Annotated in this window: 15 protein-coding genes; 8 read left to right on the plus strand and 7 right to left on the minus strand. The window is 69.4% G+C overall.

The features are described 5' to 3' along the window. The first annotated feature begins 57 nt into the window (after window positions 1–57). On the plus strand, window positions 58–1,203 hold the full coding sequence (locus ACTWPT_RS28255; RefSeq protein ID WP_443180495.1) for an FAD-dependent oxidoreductase: 1,146 nt from the start codon (window positions 58–60) through the stop codon (window positions 1,201–1,203). On the opposite strand, the gene ACTWPT_RS28260 is transcribed toward ACTWPT_RS28255, so the two are convergent. Beyond that, window positions 1,165–2,043, minus strand: a complete 879-nt coding sequence (locus ACTWPT_RS28260; RefSeq protein ID WP_443180496.1) for a 4-hydroxy-tetrahydrodipicolinate synthase family protein — start codon at window positions 2,041–2,043, stop codon at window positions 1,165–1,167. The two genes, ACTWPT_RS28255 and ACTWPT_RS28260, sit on opposite strands and share 39 nt — an antisense overlap. 71 nt (window positions 2,044–2,114) lie before the next feature. Here ACTWPT_RS28260 and ACTWPT_RS28265 point away from each other — a divergent pair, with 71 nt between their 5' ends. Continuing rightward, window positions 2,115–2,972 carry a LysR substrate-binding domain-containing protein gene (locus ACTWPT_RS28265; protein WP_443180497.1) on the plus strand — a complete coding sequence of 286 codons (858 nt, stop codon included), beginning with the start codon at window positions 2,115–2,117 and terminating at the stop codon, window positions 2,970–2,972. Here ACTWPT_RS28265 and ACTWPT_RS28270 read toward each other — a convergent pair. Further along, window positions 2,961–3,551: a TetR/AcrR family transcriptional regulator gene (locus ACTWPT_RS28270; protein ID WP_305917483.1), complete on the minus strand. Its 591-nt coding sequence runs from the start codon at window positions 3,549–3,551 to the stop codon at window positions 2,961–2,963. The two genes, ACTWPT_RS28265 and ACTWPT_RS28270, sit on opposite strands and share 12 nt — an antisense overlap. An 81-nt stretch (window positions 3,552–3,632) precedes the next feature. Here ACTWPT_RS28270 and ACTWPT_RS28275 point away from each other — a divergent pair, with 81 nt between their 5' ends. Beyond that, window positions 3,633–4,586, plus strand: a complete 954-nt coding sequence (locus ACTWPT_RS28275) for a quinone oxidoreductase family protein (protein WP_443180498.1) — start codon at window positions 3,633–3,635, stop codon at window positions 4,584–4,586. Here ACTWPT_RS28275 and ACTWPT_RS28280 read toward each other — a convergent pair. After that, complete coding sequence (locus ACTWPT_RS28280; protein ID WP_443180499.1) at window positions 4,576–5,526, minus strand: serine hydrolase domain-containing protein; 951 nt, start codon at window positions 5,524–5,526, stop codon at window positions 4,576–4,578. The two genes, ACTWPT_RS28275 and ACTWPT_RS28280, sit on opposite strands and share 11 nt — an antisense overlap. Before the next feature lie 130 nt (window positions 5,527–5,656). On the opposite strand from ACTWPT_RS28280, the gene ACTWPT_RS28285 reads away from it, so the two are divergent. After that, window positions 5,657–7,096, plus strand: a complete 1,440-nt coding sequence (locus ACTWPT_RS28285; protein ID WP_443180500.1) for an ATP-binding protein — start codon at window positions 5,657–5,659, stop codon at window positions 7,094–7,096. On the opposite strand, the gene ACTWPT_RS28290 is transcribed toward ACTWPT_RS28285, so the two are convergent. Next, window positions 7,093–7,581, minus strand: coding sequence for a flavoprotein (locus ACTWPT_RS28290; protein WP_443180501.1), 489 nt, complete (start codon window positions 7,579–7,581; stop codon window positions 7,093–7,095). The genes ACTWPT_RS28285 and ACTWPT_RS28290 overlap by 4 nt on opposite strands. A 73-nt stretch (window positions 7,582–7,654) precedes the next feature. Between ACTWPT_RS28290 and ACTWPT_RS28295 the strand changes: the two genes are divergently transcribed. Then, the gene (locus ACTWPT_RS28295) at window positions 7,655–8,743 is read left to right on the plus strand and encodes a polyprenyl synthetase family protein (RefSeq protein WP_443180502.1); all 1,089 of its coding nucleotides are present in this window, start codon (window positions 7,655–7,657) and stop codon (window positions 8,741–8,743) included. On the opposite strand, the gene ACTWPT_RS28300 is transcribed toward ACTWPT_RS28295, so the two are convergent. Beyond that, window positions 8,633–9,313, minus strand: coding sequence for an SAM-dependent methyltransferase (locus ACTWPT_RS28300; RefSeq protein ID WP_443180503.1), 681 nt, complete (start codon window positions 9,311–9,313; stop codon window positions 8,633–8,635). The genes ACTWPT_RS28295 and ACTWPT_RS28300 overlap by 111 nt on opposite strands. A 180-nt stretch (window positions 9,314–9,493) precedes the next feature. Between ACTWPT_RS28300 and ACTWPT_RS28305 the strand changes: the two genes are divergently transcribed. Next, window positions 9,494–10,870, plus strand: a complete 1,377-nt coding sequence (locus ACTWPT_RS28305) for an LCP family protein (RefSeq protein WP_443180504.1) — start codon at window positions 9,494–9,496, stop codon at window positions 10,868–10,870. A 73-nt stretch (window positions 10,871–10,943) separates the two neighbouring features. Here ACTWPT_RS28305 and ACTWPT_RS28310 read toward each other — a convergent pair whose 3' ends face one another. Then, window positions 10,944–11,423 carry a tetratricopeptide repeat protein gene (locus ACTWPT_RS28310; RefSeq protein WP_443180505.1) on the minus strand — a complete coding sequence of 160 codons (480 nt, stop codon included), beginning with the start codon at window positions 11,421–11,423 and terminating at the stop codon, window positions 10,944–10,946. Window positions 11,424–11,490: 67 nt separating this feature from the next. Here ACTWPT_RS28310 and ACTWPT_RS28315 point away from each other — a divergent pair, with 67 nt between their 5' ends. After that, complete coding sequence (locus ACTWPT_RS28315; RefSeq protein WP_443180506.1) at window positions 11,491–12,420, plus strand: nucleotide-binding protein; 930 nt, start codon at window positions 11,491–11,493, stop codon at window positions 12,418–12,420. Between the two features lie 83 nt (window positions 12,421–12,503). Continuing rightward, entirely contained in the window at window positions 12,504–12,890 is a 387-nt protein-coding gene (locus ACTWPT_RS28320; protein ID WP_443180507.1) for an SCO5389 family protein, read from the plus strand. Here the strand turns inward: ACTWPT_RS28320 and ACTWPT_RS28325 are convergent. Further along, complete coding sequence (locus ACTWPT_RS28325; RefSeq protein ID WP_443180508.1) at window positions 12,859–13,884, minus strand: LLM class flavin-dependent oxidoreductase; 1,026 nt, start codon at window positions 13,882–13,884, stop codon at window positions 12,859–12,861. The genes ACTWPT_RS28320 and ACTWPT_RS28325 overlap by 32 nt on opposite strands. Between the last annotated feature and the right edge of the window lie 18 nt (window positions 13,885–13,902).

Consider the following 13,902-nt stretch of genomic DNA (forward strand, 5'->3'; position numbering starts at 1 on the left):
TCGACACGGGCCCCGCCTTCGTCATATATTTCGTTCGACCGAACGAAAGGTACCATAATGAAGGCTCTTGTCATAGGTTGTGGCATTGCAGGCCCAGTCACCGCCATGGCCCTCCGCGAGGTGGGCATCGAGGCCGAGATCTTCGAGGCGTACGGGCAGGGCGCGGAGAACGTGGGCTCCTTCCTCAACATCGCCTCGAACGGCCTGGCCGCCCTGCGGGTGCTGGGCGCCCACCGCCAGGTGCTGGACACGGCCATACCCACCCCGCGGATGGTCATGTGGAGCGGCTCGGGCAAGCGCCTCGGTGAGGTGGCCAACGGCCTGCGGCTCGACGACGGCACGGTCAGCCACACGGTCCAGCGTTCCGACCTCTACCGCACCATCCGCGACGAGGCCGTCGAGCGCGGGATCCAGGTGCACTACGGCAAGCGCCTGACCGCCTTCGAAGACCACGGCGGCGAGGTCACGGCGAGATTCGAGGACGGCTCGGAGGCCACCGGCAACCTGCTGATCGCCTGCGACGGCGTGCATTCGCGCACCCGTGCGATCCTCGACCCGCAAGCCCCCGCGCCCCGCTACAGCGGCCTGTACAGCTTCGGCGGCATCGCGAAGGACAGCGGCCTCGCTGGGGAGCCCGGCGTGTACAACATGGTGTTCGGCAAGCGCGCGTTCTTCGGCTATTCGGTGGCCGAGTCCGGTGAGACCTGGTGGTTCGCGAACCTGCCCCGGCGGCTCGGCGACGTACCAGAGAGCTGGCGGGCGGAGCTGGTCAGGGCGTTCGAGGATGACGCGAACGCCTCCGCCGAGCTCATCGGGCGCGGCGAAGTCGAGCCGGGCCTGCCCATCCACGACCTGCCACCGGTGCCCGTGTGGCACCGCGGCCGGGTTCTGCTCCTCGGGGATGCCGCGCACGCCACCTCGCCCAGTTCCGGCCAGGGCGCCTCGCTGGCCATCGAGGACGCGATCGTGCTTGCTAGGTGCTTGCGTGACAACCGGGATCATCGTGAGGCGTTCGCGCGCTACGAAGCCGAGCGGCGGCCCAGGGTGGAGCGGGTGGTGGCGTACTCCCGGACGATCAGCAACAGCAAGGCCGCGGGCCCGGTCGCCCGGGTCTTCCGCGACCTGATGCTGCCGATCTTCCTCAAGAAGAGCGCGAGCCAGGAATCACTCGCCTGGATGTACCGCTACCAGGCGAGCCTGTGACACCGCCGCGGCGCTGGCGGGCACCAGCGGCAACCGCACGTCCGGGGTCGGGATCAGGCCCTGGGCGTGCAGCACGCCCTTGAGCACGGTCGGGTTGGGCTCGGCGAAGAGCGCTGCGGAGAGCCTGGCCAGCCGGTGCCCGAGCGCCCGCGCCCGGGGCACGTCCCCCGCCTGCCAGGCGCCGGCCAGCTCGACAAAGTCCCTGGTACGCAGATGCGCCGAGGCCACGATCCCGCCCGCGGCGCCGAGCGCGAGCAGCGGCGAGATGAACGGGTCGTCGCCGCCGACCACCTCGAATCCCTGGGGCAAATGCCCCAGCAGGTCGACGGCATCCTGATCGATCCCGCCTGCCGCGTACTTCACGCCGGCGACCATCGGGTGCTCCCCCAGCCGGCGCAGCGTCGCGGCGCTCACGGTCTGCCCGGTCCGGTACGGGATGTGGTAGATCACCAGCGGCACCGGCGACGCCTCGGCCAGCGCCTCGAAGTACGCGACGACGCCGCGTTCGCCGGGCCGCAGGAAGTAGGGGACGGTCACCAGGGCGGCTCCGACCCCTTCCGGCAGGCCCGCCAACGCTCGAGCCGTCGAGCGTACGTCGTTCCCCGTTACCCCGACCGTCAGCAGCGCCTGCCGCTGCCCGCAGACCTGGACGCACACCTCGATCACCCGGGCCTGCTCCTCGGGGTCGAGCGCGGCCACCTCACCGGTGGTGCCCAGCGCGACCAACCCGGCCGCGCCGTCGTCGAGCGCCTGGTGAGCGAGCTTCTCGATCGCGTCTACAGCCACCTCACCCGCCGCGTTGAACGGGGTGACCAGCGGCACATGGATTCCTCTCAACATGCTTTGAGCCTGACCCGGCGCAACCCGTTAGGTCCAGTTCGGATTCCTAAGTTCAAGCGTAAGCTGAGCTTATGCTCGACCCGCGTAAGCTCCTCCTACTCCGCGAACTGGCCAGGCGCGGCACGATCGCCGCGGTCGCGGAGGCGGTCACCTTTACGCCGTCCGCCGTCTCCCAGCAGCTCAGCGCGCTGGAGCGGGAGGCCGGCGTGCCGCTGCTCGAACGCACAGGACGCACCGTGACACTGACCCCGGCGGGCCACCTGCTCGTCGAGCACGCGCAGGCAGTGCTCGAACAGCTCGAGCGTGCCTCGGCCGCACTCGCCGCCGTGCGTGGCGGGCCGTCGGGCCCGCTGCGGATCGGCGCGTTCCCGACGGCGGCCCGCGTGCTCCTGCCCGGCGCCCTCGCCGCCCTCACGGCGGCACACCCGGGGCTGGAGCCGATGGTCGCCGAGATCGACCCCGCCGACGTCTCGGCCGCGCTGCGGGCCGGGGAGCTGGACGTGGCGCTCGTGCACGACTACGACTTCGTCCCGCCGGTCACCGACGCCGCCATCGAGACCGAACCGCTGTTCAGCGAGCCGATGTACCTGACCGACCGGCCCTCGATCGCCGACGCCCGCGACGACGCTTGGATCGTTAACAAGCCGGGCACCCTCTGCCACACCATGGCGATCAGGGCGTGTCAGGCGGCCGGCTTCGAGCCGCGCGTCAGGCACCACATCGACGACTTCGACACCATCCTCGCCTTCGCGGCGGCGGGACAGGGGGTGGCGCTCGTACCGCGCCTGGCCGCGACCTCGCCCCCGCCTGGGGTCACACTCACCCGTCTGCCGCTGAGCCGCCGCACGCTGGCGGCCTTCCGGAGGGGGTATGGCGAGCACCCCGCGATCAGAGCGGCTGTGGCCGCTCTCCGCCAGTCAGCCCTCTGACGAGCCGCCGCCCATCAGCCCTTTGACGAGGTCGGCGTAGCTGGCGGCGAGCCTCTCATGCTCTCCCGCCCGCAGCCGGCTCGCGATCGGCTCCATGTGCAGCACACCGAGCAACATGTGTGCGATCTGCTCGGCGTCCACGTCGGGCCGCCCCGCCGCGATCAGCTCCGAAACGTGCCGGTGCCAGAACACGTAGATCGGGTTGTCCTCCCTGGCAGTCTTACCGGTGACCTGGGCGTGCTCGTGCGCCGCCATGAGGTTCCCGTTGCGTGCCGCCAGCACCGCCACCGCCTCGAAGAACGCCACCAGCCGCACCACCGGCGGCGCCCCCGGGCCGAGCGGCGGCGGCCCGTCAGTGACGGCCTGCTCCAGCTCGCGTGCCCGCTCACCCATGAGCTCCAGCAAGAGCCCCGTACGGCTCCCGAACCGGTGGAAAACCGTCCCCTTGCCGACACCGGCGGCGGCCGCCACACGCTCGACGGAGACCTGCTCGGGCGGGTGCCGCCGAAGCAGTTCCTCGGCCGCCCGCAGGATCGCCTGCCTGTTGCGCGCGGCATCGGCCCGCTCCCGACGTTCCATCCGGTCATTCTTTCGTATGGACAAACTTGACCAGCGGTCCATATATTAACTGGACCACTGGTTCAGTTTAGGAGAGAAGCCATGCGTGCTGTTGTCCTGTCCGAGACAGGCGGTCCGGAGCGTCTCCAGATAGCCGACCTGCCGCGTCCCCGACCAGGGGAAGGCCAGGTGCTCATCCGCGCCCATGCCATCGGCGTGAGCTACGCCGAGACCCAGATCAGGGCCGGCACGCTGCCGTTCCCGCTCGCCCTGCCCGCCGTGATCGGCGCGGAGGCGGTCGGCGAGGTGGTCGAGGTGGGCACGGGTGTCGACGAAAAGCTGCTCGGGGCCACCCTGGTGGGGGTGACCGGCGGCGTCGGGGCGTACGCGGAGTATGTGGCGCTTCCAGCCGCCATGGCGTGCCCGGTGCCCGACGGCGTGTCACCCATCGAGGCGCTGGCGGTGGCGGCGCCCGGCTCGATCGCCCTCGCCCTCCTCCACCGGGCGCGCCTCGCAGGCGAAGAGACCGTGCTGGTGGAGGCGGGGACCAGCGCGGTGGGCACCTATCTGGTGCAGCACGCGAAGGAGTTCGGGGCTGGGCGGGTGATCGCTACGGCCGGCTCGGCCGCCAGGCGGGAACGAGCCGTCACGCTGGGCGCCGACATCGCCATCGACCACAGCACAGCCGGCTGGCCCGCGGAGCTGCCGGACGTGGACGTGGTCTTCGAGTCCATCGCCGGGACGACGGCCAGACAAGTGCTCGACCGCCTCACCCCGGGCTCGGGCCGCATGCTCTACTACGGGCTGCTGAGCGGGGAGCCTCCCGCCATCACGGCCGCCGACCTCATGGAACGCGGCGTGACGCTCACCGGCTGCAGCGGTCCGGCCTGGGCCGCGGCGGCGCTCGGCACCCACTATCCGGAGATGCTGGCCCGGCTGGCGTCGGGACGCAGCCAGGCCTTCATCGACCGCACGCTGCCGCTCGAGGACGCCGCGCAGGCGCACCGCATCCTGGAGGGCCGCGCGGCCACGGGCCGGATCCTGCTCATTCCGTGAGCATGGCCCCGAGCACGGCTCTGGAACTGGCCGAGTCACCGTCGTACTCGCCCGCCGTCACCGCCACGACCAGCTCTTCCCGGGGGAAGACGAGCAGCTCCTGCCCGCCGTTCCCGATGCCCTTGACGTGGGGACGGTCGCCGGTGACCAAATACCACTGGTAGCCGTACTCGAACCCCTCGGCGATGTTCACCCGCGGCCGGAGCATCTCCTGGAGCCATTCGCCCGGCACGATCCCGCGGCCGCCGTCGAGCACGAGCTGCCCGATGGCGGCCAGGTCGACCGGCCGCAGCCGTATCCCGGCCGCAGCCGACACCACCCCGTGCATCCCCTTGGACCAGTCGAAGTCGGTGATCCCGAGCGGCCGGAAGAGCGCCGTGGCGGCGTACTCCTCCAAGGGCCGCCCCGTCCCGCGCGCGATGATCCCACCGAGCAGCGCGGTCGCGCCCCCGCAATAGTGCCAGAACTTTCCCGCCTCCTCGACGACCGGCCGCTCCAGCACATAGCGGTAGCGGTCGGGGGCGAACTCCATCGCGATCTCGCTGTTGGCCGTGCTCGTATAGGGGGCGTCCTCGTTCCAGTCGACCCCGAGCGTCATGGTGAGCGCATGCTCAATGGTGAGATGAGCCCTCCCCGGATCCCCCAACAAATCCGGATATTGCGGGAACTGCTCCACCAGCTTCGCGTCCGGCTCCGGCACCAGCCCTTCGCCCAGCGCAATGCCATACAGCAGCGCCACGACACTCTTGGAAACGGACCGGATGTCGTGCAGGGTGTCTCGCTCGAAGTCGACATGCCCCAGCGAATCGCCCAGCCGATAATCCACCCCGGCCCCATAACGCTCGAGCACGACGTCCCCGCTCCGCATCACCACGAGCCCGTGGAACCCAGGCGCCGCGCCCGCCCGCAGGACCGCGTCGATCCGCTCCGCCATTGCCATGATGTTCCTCCTAGAAGTCAGTACCGGCATACCGCCTCACACCGTGTCAGGCTCAACCACCCCGCACAAAGTAAGATGGCATCTAAGTAAGATAGATTCTTACTTAGATGCCGAGTACAGGAGCGGCCGTATGGTGGTGGAGTTCTCCGGACGAGCAAACGATCTCCGGTTGCTCGACGAGCAGCTCACCTTGGTCGTCGGCCAGCAGCTCGCGACCAGGGGGCGAGCACTGATCATGACTGGTCGGCGACGTGTCGGAAAGTCTCGGCTGGTGCAAGAGTTCTGCGATCGTTCGGGGCTCCCCTACCTCATCTTCCAGGCGTCACGCGGCCGGACACCCGCGGCCGAACGGCATGATCTGGTTCAGGGCATGGCCTGCGCCGGGTTGCCCCAGGCGGACCTGATCCAAGGCACTCGCCCTCAGGACTGGAACGAAGCTTTCAGAGCACTGGCCACGGCCGTGGGTGACACCCCTTGCATAGTCGTCCTCGACGAGGTGCCCTGGCTCGTAGAGCAGGACAGCGAATTCGAGGGAGCGCTTCAAACAGTCTGGGACAGATTTCTGTCCGCCAAGCCGATCCTCCTGATTCTTGTGGGCAGTGATCTCACGATGATGGAGGCGTTGCAGGAGTACGGCCGGCCGTTCTTCGGACGAGCCGCTCGGATGACTGTCAAGCCGCTGCACCTTGGCGATGTCGCCGAGATGACACAGTTGCCGGCGGCTGATGCCATCGACGCGCTCCTCATCACCGGCGGGTTCCCCGAGATCGTCCACTCCTGGGAGCCGGGGTCGTCCCGCTCCGATTTCCTCAGCCGGAGTGTCGACTCCCCCCTGTCCCCACTCCTCGCCGCCGGGGAGCTCACCCTTCTCGGGGAATTTCCTGCCGGCGGCTACGCTCGAACGGTACTTGAGGCGATCGGAACGGGCGAGCGTACCTTCTCCAACATCGCCGCCAAGACGGGAGGGGCGTCGCCTCTCCCATCAGGAACGCTTGCGCCGATCCTCGCCACACTGACCGCTAAGCGGGTCATCGCCGCCGATCTTCCGCTGTCCACGAAGCAGGACACCAAGAACAAGCGCTATCGCGTCGCCGACCACTACCTGCGTTTCTGGCTAGCGTTCCTCCAGCGCGCGATCGCCGACAGCGAGCGGGGCCGACCCGACGTCGCCCTGCGACGCATTGAGAGGTCGTGGACGAGTTGGCGAGGGCGAGCGGTCGAGCCCGTGATCCGCCAGACCCTCGCCAGGGCGCTGCCCAACGATGCCTGGCCCGACACGGAGGAGGTCGGAGGCTGGTGGAATCGGCAGAACAACCCGGAAATCGACCTCGTCGGCGCCGATAAGGGGCCGATCGCCGACCACATTCATTTCGTCGGATCCATCAAGTGGCTCGACAACCGCCCCTTCGACCGGCACGACTACGACGAGCTGACCAGAAACGCGCAATCCATACCTGGGGCCGCTGCCGACACGCCGCTCATCGCCGTATCAAGGGCGCGTGCGGAGCCCGGCCTTCCTCTCGACCAGGTCTGGGGCCCAGAAGACCTTCTCGCTGGATGGGCCTATTAGGCTCGCGAGCTGAGCTCCGCCAGGGCCCGCTTCCAGTCCAGGCCAGACAGCACACGCACTCCGTCCGCCCGCAGCTCCTCAACGCTACGCCGGTACGGGATCCGGCCGGCAAGGGCGTCGTTGACACACGGCAGCATGACGACGGGGATGCCGAGGCCGGGCGCCTCGGCCAGCACGCCCAAGGCGTACGTGTCCGCCACGCCCTGGGCGAACTTGTTGATCGTGTTGTACGTGGCCGGAGCCACGATGATTGCGTCGGCGCGGGGCGGTTTGGGCTCGGACGGCTTGCGGTAGCGGCTGCGGACCTGGCGGCCGGTCTGCCGCTCCAGTGCCGGCACGTCGATGAAGTCCAGGGCCGACGGGGTGGCGACGATCTGGACGATCCAGCCCTCCTCCTGCGCCATGGCGACGAGGCGGCCGACTTCCGTGGCCGGCTCTGCCGCGCACACGATGACGTACAGCTCCTTGCCCCGCGATTCGGTCACGGTGGCCAGCGTACTGAGAGGCCGCTCAGGATTTCTCAGCCGTCACACAGCGGTCGGGACGCAGGATGGAGGCATGGATCAACTTCTGAGCAGCCCTGCCATCGTCCAAGGTCTACGGAAGGTCGAGGCCAGGATCCGGCGCCTCAGCGGGTCCTCCACCCTGCCCGGCATCAACGCCGGGGCCGAGCGCATCGTCGCCGCCGGCGGGAAGCGGCTGCGGCCGGCCCTGGCCCTGGCCACCTCGATCGCGCTCGGCAAGGCGCCCGATCGGCGGGTGATCACGGCAGCGGCCTGCGTGGAGCTCATTCACGCCGGATCGCTCGTACACGACGACCTCATGGACCGGGCGACCGAGCGGCGCGGCACGCGGACGCTCAACGCCGAGCTGGGCGACGGCAGGGCGCTGGTGATCGGGGACTTCATGCTGGCCAGGGCAGGGCTGGCGGCGATCACGGCCGTGTCCAGGCCGGTCGCCGAGGTGCTGGCGGCGACCGTCGTCGAGCTGGCCGAGGGGCAGTTCCTGGAGACCACTGACCTGTTCAACGCGGACCGGACGCAGGAGAGCGCCCTGCAGTCCATCACCGGCAAGACCGCCGCCTTGTTCCGGGCTGGGTGCCTGGTGGCGGCGGTGTGCGCGCACGCCTCGCCGGAGGACCGGGCGCGGATGGCGGCGTACGGGGAGAAATTCGGGCTGATCTTCCAGATCCTCGACGATCTGCTCGACCTGACCGCCACAAGCGAGCAACTCGGCAAGCCGGCCGGGAACGATCTGCGGCAGGGCGTCTACAGCCTGCCTGTCCTCATGGCCGACGACGGCGACGTCAGGGATCTGCTCGGGAGGCCCGAGATGGTCGATGAGGTGCTGCGCAGGCTGCGGGCGAGCCGCATGGCGGACAGCACGATCGCGTACTGCCGCGGCCTGGCCTCGGACGCGGTGGCGGCCCTGCCGGTAATCCACGACCCGGAGATGGCCTCCCTTCTGTACGGCCTGCCGACCGCGTACATCGACCGGGTGGCCGGCATCGCCCATCGGTCCGCGGCAAACGTTCTGTCAGGAAGGTTTGCGGGCTTCAAGGATGTCCGTGCGGAACCACGGGCCGCCGTACCAGAAGCGCCAGCCGACGTCGCGCTGACGTACGTCCACGACGCCGAGCCCGCGTAACGCGGCCTCGTACGCGGGCGTGTGCCGGAAATCGGCGATCAGCATCAGCCCGCCGGGCCGTAACACGCGGTGCGCCTCGCGGATGGCCCGCTCGCGCCCCTCCGCGCCGTGGATCTTGTGGATGGCGAGGCTGGATACGACCACGTCGAAGGCATCGTCGCCGAACGGCAGGTCGCGCAGGTCGCCCGTGACCAGTTCGACGCGGTCCTCGACGCCTTCGGCCGCGGCGTTCGACCTGGTCGTCGAATCCCCGTTGCCGGAGTGGTCCTGACCGCCGGAGCTCCGCCACAAGTCGACGCCCGTCGCCCGGCCCGTGTCCAGGCGCTCGGCCGCCATGAGCAGCACCGCGCCCCGCCCGCAGCCGAGGTCGAGCAGCCGCTCGTCGCCGTCCAGCCGCTGGAGCTCCTCGGCCCAGACGGCGAACTTGCCGCGTCGCGTCGTGTACAGGTAACTGGCCGCACTGGCCAAGGTGTAGAGCCCGCCGAACAGGAACGCGACGCCCGCCGCCAGGATGTCCAGAGCGAACGAGATCGCGGCCAGGGCCACCAGCACGATCGCTCCGAAAAGCAAACCGGCAATGGCCCACACTGCGTCGAACCCATAGCTACCGTGTCGTTTGCGCACTCTCACGTTTATCTCAATGAGGTCTTGACGGTGACTTGACCGACACCTTCCCCTTCGCACCGTCAATCACGCACATCCCATTCCTAAGGTTGCTGGGATTGGCACGCAATGGGGGTTTGACCAGGCATGACGGAGAAAGAGCGAGGATTTGGACTGGGGGCGAGCATCGCACTGACGCTGGCGTCGGCGATGTTGTGGGGGGTGGCGCATCTGGCCGCGGAGCGCCGCAAGACCGGCGTGGGGCTCATGGCGCTCCATGTCCTGCTGCTGGCCGGGGTCCTCACCGTGTTCACCGCGTTCAGCACGAACCTCCTGTCGCTCGCGGTCCAGCCCCGCTGGCTCGCCTGGCTCACCGTGGGCCTGGTGGCGATCGCCCTGGCCTGGACCGGCGTGATCGTCTGGTCCTTCGTACTGGTACGCCCCCCGCGCCCCGACAAGGTCGGCCGCTTCCTGACCACGGCGCTGACCATCGCGCTCTGCGCGCTCGTGCTGGCGCCGACCGTCTACGCCGCCCGCGTGGCCTACCTGTCGCGCGATGTCGTGAACAGCCTCTTCACCGCCACGGGCAATTCCCCGGTCATGGCCGACGACCCCTGGAACGGCGCACGGCGCGTCAACTTTCTGCTGCTCGGGGCGGACTCGGCTCCCAGCAGGCCCGGCGTGCGTACCGACAGCATGACCGTGGCCAGCGTCGACGTCGTGACCGGCGCGGCCACCCTGTTCGGCCTGCCACGCAACCTCCAGCGAGTGCGGTTGCCCCGGGGCCCGGCCAGGGACCGCTTCCCCTGGGGCTTCACCGGCAGCGACCCCCAGGCTCCCGGCCTGCTCAACGAGGTCTTCCAGTACGCCGAGGACAACCCGGACATGGTGCCCGGCGTGGGACGCGGCAAGCGCGGACCGGCCCTGATCAAGCAGACGATCGGTGACATCCTCGGCATCCCCGTGAACTATTACGCCATGATCGACATGAAGGGCTTCGCGGAGATCGTCGATGCCATGGGCGGCGTGCAGGTCACGATCAAGGACTCCATCGTGTACGGCCGCCACCGCGAAGGCCTCATCCCCGCCGGCACCCGCAAACTCTCCGGCGAGCAGGCGTTGTGGTTCGGCCGCTCGCGTACCGACAGCGACGACTACGTCCGCATGGGCCGCCAGAAGTGCCTGCTCAACGCCGTGGCCAAGCAGGCCGAACCGATGACCGTGCTCAACAGCTTCGAGCGCCTGGCCGCCGCCACCAAGCGCGCCATCTCCACCGACATCCCCCAGGACCTGCTTCCGGCCATCGTGGACCTGGCTCAAAAGGTGAAGGGCGCCAGGATGCGCAGCCTCAACTTCGTGCCACCGCTGATCAACACCGCCTACCCCGACTGGTCCTTCATCCGCCGCAAGGTCACCGAAGCTCTGAACGACCGCCGCTCGACCAAGGCGGCCACCGCGGCCCGGACCCCGTCACCCGAGCGGGACATGGACGACCCGGTCAATCTGGACGCCACCTGCGGCTAGCCTCGAACTCCGTGCCCGCTCCGTCGTCGCACGTCAGCCGCTCTGGGGCCCAGCACCCCCGACCCTCGGTCCTTCACACCGTCTCGTCCAGGTTGTCCGCGTAGTACTCGATGGCCCGCCGATAGCCGCCGGTCTTGTCCGACTCGGCGACGACCTTGAGCAGTGTGGAGACCGCCTCGCCCGACCGTCCGGCATTGTGCAGCGCCATCGCCATGAACGTGCGCAACGCCGGATCCCCGGGAAACTCCGCCAGCCCGCGCCCGAACGCCTCCAGCGCCTCCTCGAACCGCCCGAGCACCCGCAACGTGCTCCCGTACCCCGTGTAGGCCCCGAGCCGATCCTCGGCGCTCAGCCCTCGGCCCGCCAGCGCCCGCTCGTAGTGCGGCACCGCCTCGGCCTCCAGCCCGAGCGAGTCGTGCACCCACGCCGTCTGATAGGCCACGTCGACGTCGTCGGGATACCGCTGCGCCAATTCAACCAACAATTGCCGGGCTTCGTCCTTTTTGCCCTCTTCTCGCAGGCGCACCGCCCGCGCCAATTCCTCGTTATGCATGATCCGAGTGTGGCATGATGGTGTCGACCGATTCGGAAACGATTTTCATCCTCACCATGGAGTTCCCGTGAGAGTGGCCTTCGTCGGCAAGGGCGGCAGCGGCAAGACCACGATGTCGGCGCTGTTCGCGCGGCACGTGGCGAGCCAGGGCGCGCCGGTGGTCGCCATGGACGCCGACATCAACCAGCACCTGGCCCTGGTCCTCGGCCTCGACCGGCAGCCCGAGCCGCTCGGCGCCCACCTCACCGAGATCAAGGACCGCCTCCGCGGCGCCAACCCCCGCATCCCCTCCGCCGCGGCCATGGTCAAGACCACTCCGCCGGGGCGCGGCTCCACGCTGCTGAGCTTCAACGACCTGGCCGCCGACCCGTACGGCCTCACCACACCCGACGGCCTGCGCCTGCTGGCCACCGGCCCGTTCACCGAGGAAGACCTCGGCGTGGCCTGCTACCACTCCAAGGTCGGCGCGGTGGAGCTGCTGCTCAACCACCTGATCGACGGGCCCGGCGAGTACGTCGTGGTGGACATGACGGCCGGGGCCGACTCCTTCGCCTCGGGCCTGTTCACCCGCTTCGACCTGACGTTCCTCGTCGCCGAGCCCACCCGGCAGGGCGTGAGCGTCTACCGGCAATATCGCGAGTACGCCGCGAAGTACGACGTCGCGCTCGCCGTGATCGGCAACAAGGTCCACGACCAGTCCGACGTCGACTTCCTGCGCGAGCACGTGGGCGACGACCTGCTCACCTGGATGGAGCACTCGGCCGCCGTGCGGGCCATGGAGCAGGGCCGCCACTTCACGCTCGACGACCTGGAGCCGGTCAACGCCGACGCGCTGGCCCTGCTCCGTAAGACCCTCGACGAGCAGGACAAGGACTGGGAGCGCTTCGGCCGGCAGACCGTCGAGTTCCACTTGCGCAACGCCCGCGCGTGGGCCAACGAGCGGACCGGGACCGACCTCGCCGAGCAGGTGGACCCGGACTTCGTCTACGGCCCCTGACCACACGACTGTGCCCGTCAGGCATCTGGAGATTTCCCCTCGCTCACCTAGCGTCAGTTCCGACCCTTTCGAGAGGAGACAGCATGTCGCTGACCGTTCCGAACGATCTGCTCGACCAAGCCAGGGCCGGTGACGTCGACGACGCGGCGTTCCTCGCCTGCGTACGCGACTCACTTCCCTACGCCTGGTCGCTGATCAGCGAGCTGGTCAAGCAGCGTGAGCACACCGGGGCCGAGTTCGCCGACAACCAGGTGCCGCCGCCGTCCGAGGAGGCCCGCGGCGAGCTCCTGCGCTGCCTGGCGAGCGACTCGATGCGCGGCGCGCTGGAGCGCCACTTCGGGGTGCGGCTGGCCTTCCAGAACTGCCACCGGGTCGCGGTCTTCGACCCTGCGGCGACCAAGGCCTTGTCCGACTTCGTCACCCCACGAGCCCAGATCCTCAACCAGAAACCGGAGCTCGTGGACTGCTGAGCTCTTCCGGCGGGCCGGCCCGGCCGGCTCGCCGCACCATCGGCAGCACCTCGTGCCCGAGCCGACGCACGTTCTCCAGCGTGCGCCGGTGCTCTCCGAGGCCCTCGACCATCAGGATGACGTGCTCGATCCCGGTGTTCGACGCGGTACGCAGGATGGTCTCGGCGCAGTGCTCGGCCGACCCGACCGGGTGGATGCGGGTCAGCAGGTCCACGTATTCGCCGACGTCGCGTGCGGGCCGCGGCCGGCCGTCCACCGGCGTGTATCCCGCCAGCCCCGGCCCCAGCCACTTCGGCATCGACTCTTTGAGCTCGCGCACCGCCTGGGCCGTGGAGTCGGCCACGTAGCCGACGGCCGCCGCGATGTGCCCGTCGGCGGATCCGTGGCGCGCCACCATGGACGCCTTCTCCGCGTCGCCGATGTGCATTCCCAGCAACATCGGCAGCCCGCGCTCCGCCGCCATCGCCACGGTCGGCTCCGAGGTGCACGCGACCACCGGCCGCATGCGAGCATCCGGCACCATCTGCACCTCACGGAAGCGGAAGAACTCGCCGCCGGCGGCGATCCGCTCCCCGGAAAGCGCGTCGAGCAAGAGGTCGAGTGACTCCCCGAACCCCCGCTCGAACCGTTCGAGACCGGTCCCGAACACCTCCAGGTCCACCCACGGCCCGCCCCGGCCGACGCCGAGCGTGAACCGCCCGCCCGACAGGTGGTGCAGCATGGCCGCCTGCTCGGCCAGCGCCACGGGATGCTGCGTGGACAACACGCTCACGGCGGTGCCGAGCCTGATCCGCGCCGTCCGACCGGCGGCGACGGCCGCCAGCGTGATCGCGGACGGGCAGACGCCGTAGGACATGAAGTGGTGCTCGGCGATCCACGCGTCGTCGAATCCCGCCTCCTCGGCCGCCACGATGAGCTCCACGGCGTCGGCCAGCACCCGCCCGGGCTCCTGGCCGGGGTACTGCGCCGCGATGAGAAAGACCCCGATGCGCACCCACCCGATGATGCCAGC

This window comes from Nonomuraea sp. 3N208, from assembly GCF_052245935.1.
In the GTDB taxonomy this organism is placed as follows: Bacteria; Actinomycetota; Actinomycetes; order Streptosporangiales; family Streptosporangiaceae; genus Nonomuraea.